This window comes from Mesorhizobium sp. C432A (assembly GCF_030323145.1).
GTDB lineage: Bacteria > Pseudomonadota > Alphaproteobacteria > Rhizobiales > Rhizobiaceae > Mesorhizobium.
In genome coordinates, this window is record NZ_CP100470.1 from 5,807,968 (window position 1) to 5,822,554 (window position 14,587).

Genomic DNA, 14,587 nt, shown 5'->3' on the forward strand with positions numbered 1-14,587 from the left:
GGGCGTAGAGGCAGGGATCGGCGATGAGCTCGAAGGATGATCCTTTCGATCCGACCGGCAAAACCGTCATCCGCCCCAGCCGCCCCAATCCCGGCCGCAAGCAAAAGACGGTTCTCGCCCGCGATGCGCCGGCCCCCGGCAGTACGGTGATCGCCCCTGCCAGCGTCCCGGAACCCACGATTTTCGATCCCAACGCCGGCCGCCAGCCGCCGTCCGACGTCACGGGGACGGTGATCTATCAGGGAACGCCCTTCGCCAACGCGCCGGCCGATCGGCCCGTTCACGGCTCAGCCGGGACGGCGGGGAAAACGCCATGGGATGCGCTGCTCGGCGCCAGCGATGCCGTCGATTATGGCGCGGCCAACCCGATCGTCGCTGCCGCGGCGCCCTTGCTGATACTGCTTGGGCATCTGCGGCTGATGGCTGTCGAAAGACCGGCCGAGCCGCTGGCGCAGCATGTCGCCGGCCTGATCGAGGATTTCGACCGCAAGATCGCCAGGACCGATACCTCGGAAGAGGATGCGCGCATCGCCAGCTATGTGCTTTGCGAAACCGCCGACGATATCGTCGCCAATCTGCCCGGTTCCAGCCGGGATGCGTGGGCGCAGCACGCCATGCTGCAGCGCTTCTTCCAGGTCAAACCCACCGGCGCCGGTTTTTTCCAGGCGCTGAACACGGTGCTGGCGACGCCGGAACATCATCGCAATCTCATCGAGCTGATGCATGTCTGCCTGTCGCTTGGCTTCGAAGGCCAGTATCGCGGCCAGCCGCGCGAGAGCCTCGAACGGGTCCGCCGCGACGTCTACGAGACATCAGCCTATTTCCGCGTCCTCGGTGACGACGACATCTCGCCGCGCTGGCAAGGCTTGTCGGTCACATCGGCGCAAGGCTCCAGGCGGGTTCCGCTCTGGGGCATAGCCGCTGCAACCGCGGCGGGCTTGACCGCAGCCTTTTTCACGCTGCGGGTCCTCATCACCAATGATGGCGAGGCTGTTGCCGGCGAGTTGCTGGCGCTCAATCCGGCGACGCCGGTCACCATCGAGCGCACCGGCTTCGTCCCGCTGACCGAGGAGGTGAAGGTCGCAGCGCCAACGACGATTGCGCAGGTTGATCGCATCCGCACTGCCTTGGCCAAGGAGATCGAAGCCGGCGGCGTCAGCGTCGGCACCAAGGGTGATTTCATCATCGTTGAAATCAGTAACGCCCTGCTGTTCCAGTCGGGACGAGCCGAGGTCAAGCCGGAGTTCGAGCCGGTGGCCGCCAGCATCGCGGCGGCTCTCGATGCGGAGCGCGGGCCAATCCGGATCGTCGGCCACACCGACAACGTCAAGCCGAAGAAGACCAGCGCCTTCAAATCGAATTTCGACCTCTCCGTCGCCCGTGCCCAGTCGGTGGAAAAGATGATCGCAGCGCATTTCAGCGATCCGTCGCGGACAAAGGTCGAGGGCAAGGGCGAGGACGAGCCCATCGCCGACAATGCAACGCCGGAGGGCCGCGCCAAAAACCGCCGTGTCGATGTAATGATCCCGCGGGAGGAGACGCTGTGACCGGCTGGCTGCTACGCATCTTCAGCGCGCTCGCGCTCGCCGGCTTTGCCGCCGCGGTCTGGTACGCCGGCCCGTTGATCCGCTTTGCCGGCGCCCGGCCGTTGGATCCCATCTGGCTGCGGGCAGCGATCATCGGCATCGTCGTCGGAACGGTGGCGATCATCTACGCAATCCGGTTCCGGCGCAGGCGCAAGGCGCAGAAGGCGCTGGAGGCCGCCATGGCCAGCGCCGAGGATGACGGCAGCGATGCAAAGATGCTGGAAGCTCGCATGAACGAAGCGGTCGCGACGCTCAGGCAGTCGAGCGGCAAGCGCAACTTCCTCTACGACGTCCCCTGGTACATCGTCATCGGCCCGCCGGGCGCCGGCAAGACCACCGCGCTGGTCAATTCCGGCCTGAACTTTCCGCTGGCCGGGTCGGGCCAGGCGCAGCCGGTGGCGGGTGTCGGCGGTACGCGCAATTGCGACTGGTGGTTCACCGACGAGGCGGTGCTGATCGACACGGCCGGGCGCTACACGACGCAGGATTCCCATGCACGGACCGACAGCAAAAGCTGGCTGGCGTTCCTGTCGCTGCTCAAGCGGCACCGGACGCGCCAGCCGATCAATGGCGTCATCCTGGCCATCAGCCTTTCCGATCTGATGGCGGACAGCGAGCAGGCGGCCCGTGTCGCCGAAATCCGCAGCCGCCTGCAGGAAATCCACGAGGTCCTGAAGGTCCGCTTTCCCGTCTATGTGCTGTTCACCAAGGCCGACCTAGTCTCCGGATTCATGGAATATTTCGGCGGTTTCGACGAAGCACGCCGGCGCAAGGTGTGGGGCGCGACCTTCCAGACCGCCGAGCGCGGCCTGAACATGGTCGCAGAAGCGCCAGCCGAATTCGACGCGCTGGTGAAGCGCCTGACCGAAGAGATGAGCGAGCGGCTGCAGTCGGAGACCGATCCGGTCGCGCGCATCGCCATTTTCGGCTTCGCCGCGCAGCTCGGTGCGCTGAAAGGCCGGATCGTGAATTTCCTCGAGGGCGTTTTCGAGCCGACGCGCAAGCAGCTGAACGCCCCCCTGCGCGGCCTGTATTTTTCTTCCGGCACGCAGGAAGGCACGCCGATCGACCAGTTGCTGGGCAGCATAGGCCGCAGTTTCGGCAGGAATGCCCAGGCGCATCTTTCCGGCACCGGCAAAAGCTTCTTCCTGCACGATCTGTTGAGCCGCGTCATTTTCGCCGAGTCCGGCTGGGTGTCCTATGACAGGGCGGCCGACAGGCGCGTTGCGATCGCCCGCTACGCCGGCCTGACAGCGATCGCGGCCATAGCGATCGCCGCGCTTGGCGTTCTCGGCCTGAGCTTTACGACCAACAAATCGCTGGTCGCCGCGACCGGCCAGGCGGCAGGCCAATACCGCGCGACAGCCGCGCCGCTGCTGGCCAGCACGACGGTGTTGGATGCCGACCTCGAAACCGTCATCGGCGCGCTCGATGCGCTGCGCGGCCTGCCGGCCGGCTACGATACGAGAGACCAGCCCACCCCGGCCACGGCGACGTTCGGCCTCAGCCAGCGTGAGCGTATCCTTTCGGCCTCCGAGACCGCCTATCGGCAGGGGCTGGAGCGGATGTTCCGCTCGCGCCTGCTGTTCCAGCTCGAACGCACGATCGAGGCCAGGATGGCCGATCCGATGGCGCTGTACGAGCCGTTGAAGATTTACCTGATGCTGGGCGGCAAGGCGCCGAAAGTGGATGACGAGCTGGTCGTCACCTGGCTGAAGCGGGACTGGGAACAGAACCGCTATCCCGGCGCCCACAATCGCGACGGCCGGGCGCAACTGGAGAAGCATTTGCGCGCCATGCTGGCGCTCGACGATGACCAGGATCCCTCGTTCGAACTCAACCGCGCGCTGGTCGAATCCGCCCAGCGCTCGCTCGGCCGCATGAGCCTTGCCGATCGCGCCACCGCGCTCATCCAGTCGGCCACCTATGCGGCGGCGCTGGACGATTTTTCGGTGTCATCGCAAGCCGGCGCGGAGGCGCCGATGCTGTTCGAGCGCAATGACGGAAACGATCTCGCCGGCCTTCGCGTCCCCGGTCTCTACACCCATGCCGGCTTCGACTTCTATCTGGCGCAACTTGCCAGGAGCGCGCAGGCGCTGGTCGACGATCAATGGGTGATCGGCTCGAGCGGCGAGCAAGGCGGTTTCGACCAGGAATTGCTCAAGCTCGGCCCGGAGCTGCTCGATCGCTATGGCAAGGGCTTTGCGGCGGCGTGGAACGAGGTGCTCGACAGGTTGAAGTTCAAGGCAATGGCCGCCGACAAACCGCAATATCTGGCGCTGTCCGCAGCGGGATCACCGAGTTCGCCGCTGATGCAGCTGTTCGAGGCGATCGCGCGCGAAACAGCTTTGACGCAAGAGCGCAATCCGGCTGCGCCGTCTCAAGACAGCGGCCAGGAAATCGCGGCACGCGCCAAGGGCCTCGCCCGCATCGGCATCGAGCTTGCAGCGCGCAAATCGCAGAGCAGGGCCGGGACCGCCTTTGTCAGTACGCAGAACCAGGATCCCGGCGCCAACATCGAAGCCCAGTTCCGGTCTTTCCAGGCTTTGGTGGCCGGGGCGCCGGGGCAGCGGCCGCTCGACGCCCTGACCCAGAATTTCCGCGAAATCTATCAGAGCGTGCGGCTGGCCGCCGATGTCCCCGCCCAGACGGACCAGGCCAACGCCAATCTGCAGCTGCAGATATCGACTCTACGCGCCAACGCCTCGCGGCTGCCGAAGGCGCTGGCCAGGATGGTGAGCGCGGCGGCGGACGATTTCGAGGGCACCGTCGCCGAAACATCGACCACGCATCTCAACGAGATGCTGGAGGAGACCGTCGGCCGTCCGTGCGAAGAGATGATTGCCGGGCGCTTTCCATTCGCCCCCGCCGGTACCGACGATGTCGCCATGGCGGATTTTGCCAGGTTGTTTTCTCCGGGCGGGGTTCTCGACCGGTTTTTCGCGCAGAACCTGGCGTCGCTGGTCGACATGAGCGGCCAGGACTGGGACTGGAAACAGGACACCAGGTTCGGCCGCAATCTGGCGAAATCGACGCTGAAGAACTTTCAGCTCGCGGCACAAATCCGCGCGGCTTTCTTTCCGCTCGGCGGGCCGGTGCCGTCGATCAACATCACCTTCACGCCGCTGTCGCTGCATGGCGATGCCGACATGGCGCTGCTCAATATCGACGGCCAGGTGCTGCAGGCCACCCAAGCCGGCAACACGCCGGGCCTGATTCCGTGGCCGGGCAAGACCGGTTCGGCCAGTCTCAGCCTGACGCCGGAGCTGCCCGGCCGCGAGTCCGCAATCAAGTTCGACGGTCCCTGGGCGTTGAAACGATTGCTGGACAAGGGGCAGGTCACCGCCAATGGCGACAGTCTCGAAGCGCATTTCCTCATCGGCGGGCGCGATGTCGCCTACACGATCAAGACCGGGGAGGACGGTAATCCGTTCACGCTGCCGGCGCTCTCCGCGTTCAGCTGTCCGAAGGCTTTCTGATGGGGAATTGCATGGCAGGACCAGCGATTGCAGGACGCAGAGACAGCGGCGGCACCACACCGTCCGTCATCAGCGGCTTAGATTTCGATACTCTAATGAATGGGGCTGTGGCAGACTGGCCAGGCACGTCAGCCAAGGCGTTGCGGAGCGTAGGCAAGTGAACGATGCCGCCTTTGAGAGCTACGGCGTGAGCCACAAGGGCTGCGTGCGCGACCACAATGAGGACAGCTTTCTGGTCGAGCCGCGGATCGGCCTCTGGGTGGTGGCCGACGGCATGGGCGGGCACGAGGCCGGAGAAGTCGCTTCGGCAAGCATTGTCGAGCATCTGGCGACGATCGGCATCGCCAGTTCGGCGCCGGATCTGCGCGCCCGCTTTGAGGATCGGCTGAACCGGGCGCATGCCGAGATCCGCCGGATTTCGCGCTCACGCGGCGTGACCATCGGCTCCACCGTTGCCGCACTGCTGGCCATGGACGGCAGGTTCGCCTGCCTGTGGTCGGGCGACAGCCGCGTCTATCTCGTGCGCAACGCCGCGATCTCGCAGATTTCGCGCGACCACACCGAGGTCCAGGAACTGCTCGACAGCGGCGCGATCAGCGCGGCCGAAGCGGAGAACTGGCCGCGCCGCAACGTCATCACCCGCGCCATCGGCGTCAACGACGAAATCGCCATCGACTTCCAGCAGGGAGAGACCCTTGCCGGCGACATTTTCATCCTCAGCACGGACGGCCTGACGGCGCATGTCAGTGACGCGGAGATTGCGGCTGCAGTGCTCTCGGCAGCGCCGCAGGCTGCCTGCGAAAAGCTGCTTTCCATGGTGCTTGAGCGCGGCGGCACGGACAACGTCACCATCGTTCTGGTCAAGATCAGAGACAAAGGCAATGGCCTGTCCCGAGCAGAAGGCCGTGACCGATGAGCTCCGACGACAAGACCCGGCTATTGCCCAACATGGCGGATACCAGCGTCGGCACGCAGCTCAGCGGCATCTACGAGCTCGACGAACGCATCGCGTCGGGCGGCATGGGCGAAGTCTATCGCGGCCACAACATCCAGACCGGCGATCATGTCGCGATCAAGATCGTGCTGCCGGAATTCGCCCGCGATCAGACGATCCTGTCGCTGTTTCGCAAGGAAGCCTCGATCCTCAACCATCTGTCGCATGACGCGGTCGTGCGCTACCACGTCTTCACCATAGATCCCGGCATCGGGCGGCCCTATCTGGCGATGGAATTCGTCGACGGCCAGTCGCTGTACGACGTCATGCGCGGCGGGGCGATGGCGACTCCGGATGTGCGCAAACTGTGCCACCGGCTGGCCTCGGGCCTGAGCGCCGTGCACCAGGCCGGCGCCATCCACCGCGATCTGTCGCCCGACAACATCATCCTGCCGGGCGGCCGGGTCGAGCGGGCAAAGATCATCGATTTCGGCATTGCGCGATCGGCCGCGGTCGGTGGCGAGACGCTGATCGGCGGCAAGTTTGCCGGAAAATACAATTACGTCTCCCCCGAGCAGCTCGGGCTCTATGGCGGCGAGGTCAGCGAACAGTCCGACATCTACAGCCTGGGGCTGGTGCTGGCGGCGGCGCTGCGCGGCAAGCCGATCGATATGGGCGGCTCGCAATACGAGATCGTCGAAAAACGGCGGACCGTCCCTGATCTCTCCGGCATCGATGCCGATTTCAGGGACATTGTCGAAGCGATGCTGCAGCCTGACCCGGATGATCGACCGGCCAGCATGGCCGAAATCGCCCGGTTGACGCGCGACGACAGCGACGCAACCTTGCCGCCGGCATCGCTCGCGCCCCGGCCCGGTCTGCCGCGAACCGGGCAGACCGCAGGGCCTGTCTCGAAGGTCGGGGACTCGCCGGCCCAAGGCTTCGGTTCGGCCCCGCCAAGCGGCACGGCGGAGCCGTCTTTCGTGCCGCACGTGCGCCCGGCGCACCTGTCGCAGCCGAAACCGGCTGCTGAAACTCCCAGACGAGCAAGCACACCGCCGAAGCGTGCTACTACAGGCAGAAATCTGACGATCGCGGTGCTGTCGGCGGTGGCCGTGGTATCGCTTGGAGGGCTCTATGCATCGGGTATCGTGGGATTCGGAGACCGGCCTCGCGTCACCGACACCGGCAAGCCGCTCCAACCCGAACTGACAAAGCCGATCGTCGCTGACAAGCCCGTTCCGGACACTGCGCCGGTCGAGAAGACGGTGCCAAAGCTGCAACCAGCGGAGACTGCGGCTGAAGATCAGGCCAAAGCGCCGGTCGAGCCGCAGCCGACGCCACCAGTCGCGTCGAGCGCTACGGCCCCGCTGCCGGCCGCACCAATCGACAAGACCGTCGCGCTGCAACCGCCATCCGGCCCGTCACAGTCCGATGCCGCGAAGAACCCCGAGCCTGTCAGTCCGCCGGTAGAGCCCAAGGCGACAGCGCCGGCCACGCAAACACCTGAACCAACGGCCGAGGCACCCACGCCCACAGCACCGGCGCCGCAACCCACCGCTCAACCGCCCGAGCCCAAGGCGCAGGCGCCTGAACCGACCGCGCAGGCGCCCAAGCCGGACACGCAGGCGCCCAAGCCGGACACGCTGGCCCCCAAGCCGGACACGCAGGCGCCTGAAACGACCGCAGAGCCCAACCCAAGCCGGCCCAACATCGCCAGCGGCGAGCAGGCCGACAAGTCCGCAGAGCCCGACATTGCCATGAACGTGCCCAAGCCGGAGGTGCCGCCACCGGCCGATGCGGCCGCGGAGCGGGTCACCTGGGTACGCGCCTTCAATGGTGGTGATTGTTTTTTTGCGACGGTGACGTCGGCCGCCGACAAGGGCGTCGCGATCGAGGGCTTCGGCACGTCGGTGCCACCCTTCGAACAGTTGCTTGGGGAATTCCAGGCGAAGTTCCATGTCGAGCCGGATATCAGCGTCCGCCTTATCCAGCCCCCGCAATGCGGGATCACCGGCTTCCTGCGTTTCATGGGCGCGAGCACGGCCGACAGGCCGCAGCTTGTCCTCGACCAGACATCGGTGCCGGACGGCTCGCCGATCGACGGCACGCTGATGACGCATGGCGGGCTGGTGTCGAGCGTGTTCCTGATCGACCACAGGGGCATCGCCTTCAACCTCGACGATCATGTTGTCGTACAAGCCGACAAGGCGACCTTCTCGATCCCGATCGGGCTCGGCGCCGCCGACAAGGCGGCAGGCAAGGCGTTGCCGCAGATCATCATGGTGATCACCGGGCCGCAGGACATTAAGGCGGCGGACTTCACAACGCCGACGCCGGCCTCGGTGCTGTTGCCCAGGATACTCGACGAGATCGGCGCCAGGAGTTCGGCATTTTCGGCGACCGCCAAATATTTCCGCCTCGGCGGCTAGCACCGACGCCGATGCAACGTCGTCGCCGAGATCCCGTCCTGCTTGCCCGGAACGTGCGGGTGAAGCTCGCCGCGAGCGCGGTCGCGACGCTGTTGCTGGCGCTTCTTTCCACCGGGCAAGCGCGCGCCGAATTCACCGTCTGCAACCAGACGCTCGATGTCGTCAATCTTGCCGTCGGCCAAAAGGTCGACGATGCCGACCAGACCGATGGCTGGTGGACCATCGGCGCCAATCAATGCGTCAACGTCATCCGCGAGGAGCTGACCAACCGCTACATCTACATCTACGCGACGGATGTGTTCGGCCACGCCATTCTGGCAGGCTCCACCGACATGTGCATCGAGCGGCGGCGGTTCTCGATCCGCGGCATCGATGAATGCTGGCAGCGCGGCCATATCGCGGCGAAGTTTCTCGAAGTCGACACCCAGGAACAGGTGCGCTGGACCTTCTTCCTGACCGGAAGCGCGCCGTGACGCACAGCATCGACACCAGCTTCAAAGCAAAGAAGCAGGCGCGCGCCGCGCTGCGCAGGCGCAGGATCTGGCTCGGGCTGGCGGCTGGCCTGGCGACAATCGTCCTCGCCGCGATTGCCACCGGCTTCTATCTTACCGCCGACTACTGGTCGTTCGGCGACGAGGACGAGGAACTGCATGCCGTCGAAGGCTCGGACGACGTGCCGGCCGACGCATCGGTCTACGTGCCGGCCATCATCGACCTTGCCGGCGACCCGATGTGGATCACACTGGCGCCGGAGGCCGGCGCCGCGAAGAGCAGCGGGATGCCGCGCCCGGCGGAGCTCGACCAGGCCGGTATCTCCCCTCAGATCATGGTTCTCTCCGACGTGATGCTGAGCGCCAGCGAAAAATTCATGACGACGATCCCCTCGACGCAAGAGGATTTCGCTTTCTTTCAGGCGCAGCGGAAGACCGCGGTCGCGCCACCCGCCGAACCCAGCGATCCGCAGAATGACCTGCAGAACGATCTTCAACCATCGCCCGGCGCGGACGGGGCTCCGGCGGCCTCCGGCCCAGCTCCTGACCCGCAAGCCGCTCCGGGTGCATCGGCGGCGGCCGATGACCCCGAGGCCGGCTGGGGCGAGACCATCGATGAGGGCGAAGCAGCACTCCCCGCCTTTCAGAAGACACCGGTCGAAAACAACACCAGCGTTGCCACCGTCAGCTCGGAATACCAGCGCTTCGAGGCGACCCAGGACATTTTCGTGAAAATCCTCAACGACCGCAGCCTGGACAGCGTGGCGCTCGATGCGCATTTTTCCGCCGACGACGCAAAGCTTGCCGGCGAGGCGCTGAAGGCGCTGTTCGACAAGGACGGCCTGCAGCCTGGTTATGTCGTGGCGATGCGCGGCTTCAGGCCGACGCGCGAGACCACGACGATGTCGCTGATGCAGGTCTCGATCTATGCCAGGAACGTCTTTGTCGGCACGCTGACACGCAACGCGGCCGGTGCCTTCGTGTCGGGCGTCGACCCGTGGGTGCGCGAGGACCTGTTCAATTATTCGGGCGCCGAGACCGAAGGCACGCAGAAACGGCAATACCGCCTGCTCGACGCGATCTATTCGACGGCGGCCCGCAACAATGTGCCGAGCGGCATCATCGGCGAAGCCATCATGTATCTGTCGCGGGGACAGGATCTGGATGCTTTCGCCAGCGAGGACCAGCGTCTTGTGCTGATCTATTCGCAGACGCCGCGCGGCAAGAACGAGACCGACGGACGGGTGCTCTATGTCGGTATCCAAGGCACGCAAAAGAGCTTGGATTGTTTCGTTTTCCAGCAGAGCGACGGCCAGTTTTCCTGCGTCTCGGGCGATGACCAGGTGCGCTCGCTGACGGTGGCCAACGGCATGGTGACGCCGGTCAACGGTGTCATGACGTCGACCTTCGGGCCGCGCAAGCATCCGATCCTGGGCGTTGTTCGCATCCACAAGGGCGTCGACTGGGCAGCACCCGTGGGGACCCCGATCGCAGCAGCCTTCGACGGCGAGATCATCTTCCAGGGCGACGGCGGCGGCTACGGCAATGTGGTCAAGATCGCCCATGGCGGCGGCCGCGAGACGCGCTACGCGCATATGTCGAAATTCGCCATTGCCAGCGGTGTCGGCACCAAGGTGAAGGCCGGCGACATTATCGGCTATATCGGCACCACCGGCCTGTCGACCGGGCCACATTTGCATTTCGAACTCTATCAGAGCGGTCAGGCGATCGATCCGCTCGGAACAGTGACCGCTGCAATCGCCGTCACTTCCAGCGATCCCGCCGTCGAAACGCTGACCGACCGTATCGTCCACGTCGAATCGGGCGGTAGCGCGCGGGCCAAGAACCCGCTGTCTTCGGCGACAGGCGCCGGCCAGTTCATATCCAAGACCTGGATCCGGATGATGAACACCTATCGTCCCGAACTGGCGCGCTCGCTGTCGACCGCAGACCTGCTCGCTTTGCGCTACGACGCCACCATCTCGCGTGAGATGGTGCGCAATCTGGCGCGCGAGGGCGAAGCCTATCTCAAGGCGCGTGGCCACCAGATCACCGCCGGCCGGCTCTATCTCTGCCATTTCCTCGGTATGGAAGGCGCCCATCAGGTGCTGGCGTCGCCGGGATCGGCGCAGTTGAGCGCCGTGCTCGGCTCGTCCGTTATCCAGGCCAACCCGTTTCTTGCCGGCAAGACCGCCAGCTACGTCGTCGACTGGGCGGAACGGAAGATGGGCCGCAAATTGCCGACGCCCGCCACCACCGATGCGGGCCAGCAGACGACGACGGAAGTCCGCCAGACATCGCCGGAGTTCGAAAAATACAAGCAGGCGATAACGGCACTGGTCGGCTCGATCCAAAATACTCTTGAGCCGGGCTAGAGCTGGCAGTTCGCCCCGGCTTTCGCCAAGCCGATTGGTTCTGAGGCCGGCGAATGGTATGTTTGCGGATATTTGGGAAGGTTTTTGGGTCCTTGTGAACCAAAACTGTGGCTGGGATCACATACGCCCAACAGCCATTTTGGCAGAAGCGATACAGTCGCTGGTGAAATTTAGCATGCACAGCCATCAATAACGCGCCCCATTGGGGCGGAAGGCCGATCCCATGAAAGCGTTTGCCGTCCTTTTGAGCGGATTTTTTCTGTTAATGCTGACCGCGCTTGGCACCGTCCAGGCGGCGGCGCCGGATGCCGGTGGCGTCAAACGCGTCGCGCTGGTCATCGGCAACAGCAAATACGTCCATGCCGTCGAATTGCCCAATCCGGCCAATGACGCGCATCTCATCGCATCGACGCTGCGCAATGCCGGCTTCGAGGTGATCGAGGGCGTCGACCAGGACAATGCCGGCATGCACAGCCTGATCAGCAAATTCACCGAGCAGTCCTACGATGCCGACCTCGCCGTCATCTTCTATGCCGGCCACGGCATGCAAGTCGACGGCAAGAACTTTTTGATCCCGGTCGACGCCGAACTGACGTCACCTGCCTATCTCAAGACCCGCACCGTCCAGATCGACGACTTCATGGCCGCACTGCCGCCCGACCCGGCGGTCGGCGTCATCATCCTTGATGCCTGCCGCGACAATCCGCTGGCACGGACACTGGCGGCCTCGATGCCGAAGACCCGCTCCACCGCGCTGGGCACCGGCCTGGCGCCGATCGACCCTAAATCAGAGGGCGTCGGCACCGGCGGCATCCTGATTGCCTATGCCACCGACCCGGGCGCCATCGCCTTTGACGGCAACGGCGTCGACAGCCCCTACTCGACCGCGCTCGCCAGGCACCTGACCGAACCCGGCGTCGAGATCCAGAGCGCGCTGACGCGGGTGCGCGGCGAAGTGGCCGAGACCACGCAAGGCCGCCAGCGGCCATGGCACAACGCATCGCTGGGCCGCGAGGTCTTCCTTGGCAAACCGGCCGCCGAAGCCGCACCGATGGTAAAACCGGCCGCCGATGACGCGAACGCCGTGGCAGCGCCCGCTCCTGCTCTCGTCACCAGCGAACCGCCTTCGTGGGAAGTCGAGCAGCGGCTTTGGGACGAGGCCTCGAAGCGCAACACCGCGCCATTCTACGAAGCCTATCTCGAACAGTTCCCGAATGGCCGCTTCGCCACGGTGGCGCAGCTCAACATCGATGCGCTGAACGATCCGAAAGCCCAGGAACGGCAGGTGGCAGCGCTCGATGCCGACGAAGCGAACTCGGGTTCTGCCGTGCGCACCTCGGTCGGCATTTCGGACGACATGAAGAAGGTGCTGGGCACCGAGGCGACGGAGAACGCGATCGGTCTCGATCGCCAGGGCCGCATCGACCTGCAATTGCGCGTCGAGGCGCTGGGCAACGAGCTTGGCCGCGTCGACGGCAATATTGGCGCCAAGACCCGGCAAGCGATCGGCGACTGGCAAGAGGGGAACGGGCTGCCTCCGACCACCTTCCTGACGCGCGAGCAACTGGCGTTCCTGGTTATCCAGACGGACCCGATGATGGAGGCCGTTCGTGCCAAGCACGAGGCCGACCAGGCCGGAGTGGACAAGCAGAAGAAACAGGTGGTGCAGAAGGCCCGCACGCTGAAGCCGGTGGCGGAAAAGCCACGCAAGAAGCAGTACGCCCAGAAGCCGCGCCGACAACAGCAGTTCGTGCAGAAAAGGCGCAACCGAGAGGTCGTGCGCGAGGATGAACCGCCACCGCGGGACAACAATGATTTCCTGACCAAGGCGCTGATCTTCGGCACCGGCGTAGCAGTCGGCGGCGTGCTCAAGAACTGATCGATCACATCGAACGACAAAAACGCCGCGTGTCCGTTGGACGCGCGGCGTTGATGGCCGGAAGACGCAGCCGGCGAAGCTACTGCGCCTTAATCCGCATCTCGACCCGGCGATTGACAGGATCGTAGGGGTCGGGGTTGCGTGGATTGGCCTCGCCGAGACCGACCGCCTTGATGCGGTTGGATTCGATGCCGTTGGATTCGAGGAAGGCCGTCACCGACTGCGCCCTGCGCTGCGACAGCCCCTCATTGTAGGTCGCCGAGCCGGATGCGTCGGTATAGCCTTCGACGACGAAGGACAGCTTGCTCAGCCGATCGTCCTTCAGCGCCTTGGCGAATTCGTCGAGTTCGCTGCGCGCCTTGGCGTCGAGCTCGGACGAATCCAGGCTGAAATTGATCAGCATATCGAGGCCGGTCTTCTCCGGAGGCTTTTCTTTCTGGCTGGTCTTGCTCTTGCACTCGTCCTCGGTGCCGACACAAATCCCGCGTGCCGCGCCGTGATCGATAGCGCCGGCAAAGAACTTCACAATGTCTTCCGATTTCTGAAGTGGGTCGGCATAGACGTGCGTCGAGAAAAGCACGGTCGCCAATGCCAAGACTGAAATGTGCCGCTGCATAACGGTTACTCCCGTTTCGAGCATCCGATTTTCACTCAGGCCCGATCCATGGATCCGGGCCAACTCTTCCTGTTCGACAATGATCTGTCGAGATCACGGTCGGCTGTGGAATATACCAAACCGTGAGGCGTTTGTCTGTGAACAACGTCATGGACATGTGGTGGTCGACAGACTTGACCCGCGCCTCGCAGGCGGGTTGAGTGAGGGCTGGGGGAGGATAACAGCAGCGATGGTCAACGGGCTTCGATTCCAGACCGCACGCGATCTCTTCGCCGCGAACACGGCTGTCGCCCGGGACATGACGGCCGTTCCGACCGACCAGCCCTCGCTCGAGTTCTGCCGCCGGCTGATGGCCGGGCGCATCCCCGAGGAAGCGATTACCTTTTGCGCCTATCTCCTGCCTGACCGGGCCGCAATCTGGTGGGGGCATGAGTGCCTTGGGCATCTGACCGAGCTGCTCGAAGAGCAGGATCTCGCAACGCTGGCCCTGATCCAGGACTGGGTCGGCGACCCCAACAATGCAAGCCGCCGGGAGGCTGTCGCCGGGGCGGCGATGACGCAGCAGCACACGCCTGCCGGCTGGATCGCGCTAGCGGCGCAACGGCACATCAATGGCCTGACGCCGCAGACCAACGGGTCGAGGCTGCGGCCGCTGCCGGCTGCGCATGCCGTCAATGCCGGCATACTGGCCGGACTGGCGCGGGTTGCGGTGGCGGACCGTTTCTCCGTGCTCACCGCCTTTGTCGAGATGGGCATCCAGCTGGCCGAAACCGAGGCGCTGCGCCGAGCCTGATT

9 protein-coding genes are annotated in these 14,587 nt (G+C 64.8%); 8 read left to right on the forward strand and 1 reads right to left on the reverse strand.

Going from position 1 to position 14,587, the window contains the following annotated elements; all coding sequences use genetic code 11:
• The first annotated feature begins 23 nt into the window (after positions 1-23).
• The 7 genes from tssL (at position 24) to NLY33_RS28540 (ending at position 13,176) form a co-directional block, all read left to right on the forward strand.
• Entirely contained in the window at positions 24-1,547 is a 1,524-nt protein-coding gene (gene tssL / locus NLY33_RS28510; RefSeq protein ID WP_023704804.1) for a type VI secretion system protein TssL, long form, read from the forward strand.
• Complete coding sequence (tssM, locus tag NLY33_RS28515) at positions 1,544-5,065, forward strand: type VI secretion system membrane subunit TssM (RefSeq protein ID WP_023704803.1); 3,522 nt, start codon at positions 1,544-1,546, stop codon at positions 5,063-5,065. Before tssL ends, tssM begins: the two co-directional genes overlap by 4 nt.
• Before the next feature lie 157 nt (positions 5,066-5,222).
• Complete coding sequence (locus NLY33_RS28520) at positions 5,223-5,981, forward strand: PP2C family protein-serine/threonine phosphatase (RefSeq protein ID WP_023692196.1); 759 nt, start codon at positions 5,223-5,225, stop codon at positions 5,979-5,981.
• Complete coding sequence (locus NLY33_RS28525) at positions 5,978-8,431, forward strand: serine/threonine-protein kinase (RefSeq protein WP_023708136.1); 2,454 nt, start codon at positions 5,978-5,980, stop codon at positions 8,429-8,431. The genes NLY33_RS28520 and NLY33_RS28525 overlap by 4 nt, the downstream gene beginning before the upstream one ends.
• Positions 8,432-8,442: 11 nt before the next feature.
• Positions 8,443-8,904, forward strand: coding sequence for a DUF1036 domain-containing protein (locus tag NLY33_RS28530; RefSeq protein ID WP_023667922.1), 462 nt, complete (start codon positions 8,443-8,445; stop codon positions 8,902-8,904).
• Positions 8,901-11,297 (forward strand): M23 family metallopeptidase, encoded by a 2,397-nt coding sequence (locus NLY33_RS28535; RefSeq protein ID WP_023704801.1) that lies wholly within the window; start codon positions 8,901-8,903, stop codon positions 11,295-11,297. The genes NLY33_RS28530 and NLY33_RS28535 overlap by 4 nt, the downstream gene beginning before the upstream one ends.
• Positions 11,298-11,562: 265 nt before the next feature.
• Positions 11,563-13,176: a caspase family protein gene (locus NLY33_RS28540; protein WP_245261078.1), complete on the forward strand. Its 1,614-nt coding sequence runs from the start codon at positions 11,563-11,565 to the stop codon at positions 13,174-13,176.
• Between the two features lie 79 nt (positions 13,177-13,255).
• On the opposite strand, the gene NLY33_RS28545 is transcribed toward NLY33_RS28540, so the two are convergent.
• Positions 13,256-13,792: an OmpA family protein gene (locus NLY33_RS28545; RefSeq protein WP_023704799.1), complete on the reverse strand. Its 537-nt coding sequence runs from the start codon at positions 13,790-13,792 to the stop codon at positions 13,256-13,258.
• 229 nt (positions 13,793-14,021) lie between these two features.
• Between NLY33_RS28545 and NLY33_RS28550 the strand changes: the two genes are divergently transcribed.
• Complete coding sequence (locus tag NLY33_RS28550; RefSeq protein ID WP_023704798.1) at positions 14,022-14,585, forward strand: DUF6931 family protein; 564 nt, start codon at positions 14,022-14,024, stop codon at positions 14,583-14,585.
• The last annotated feature ends 2 nt before the right edge of the window (positions 14,586-14,587 follow it).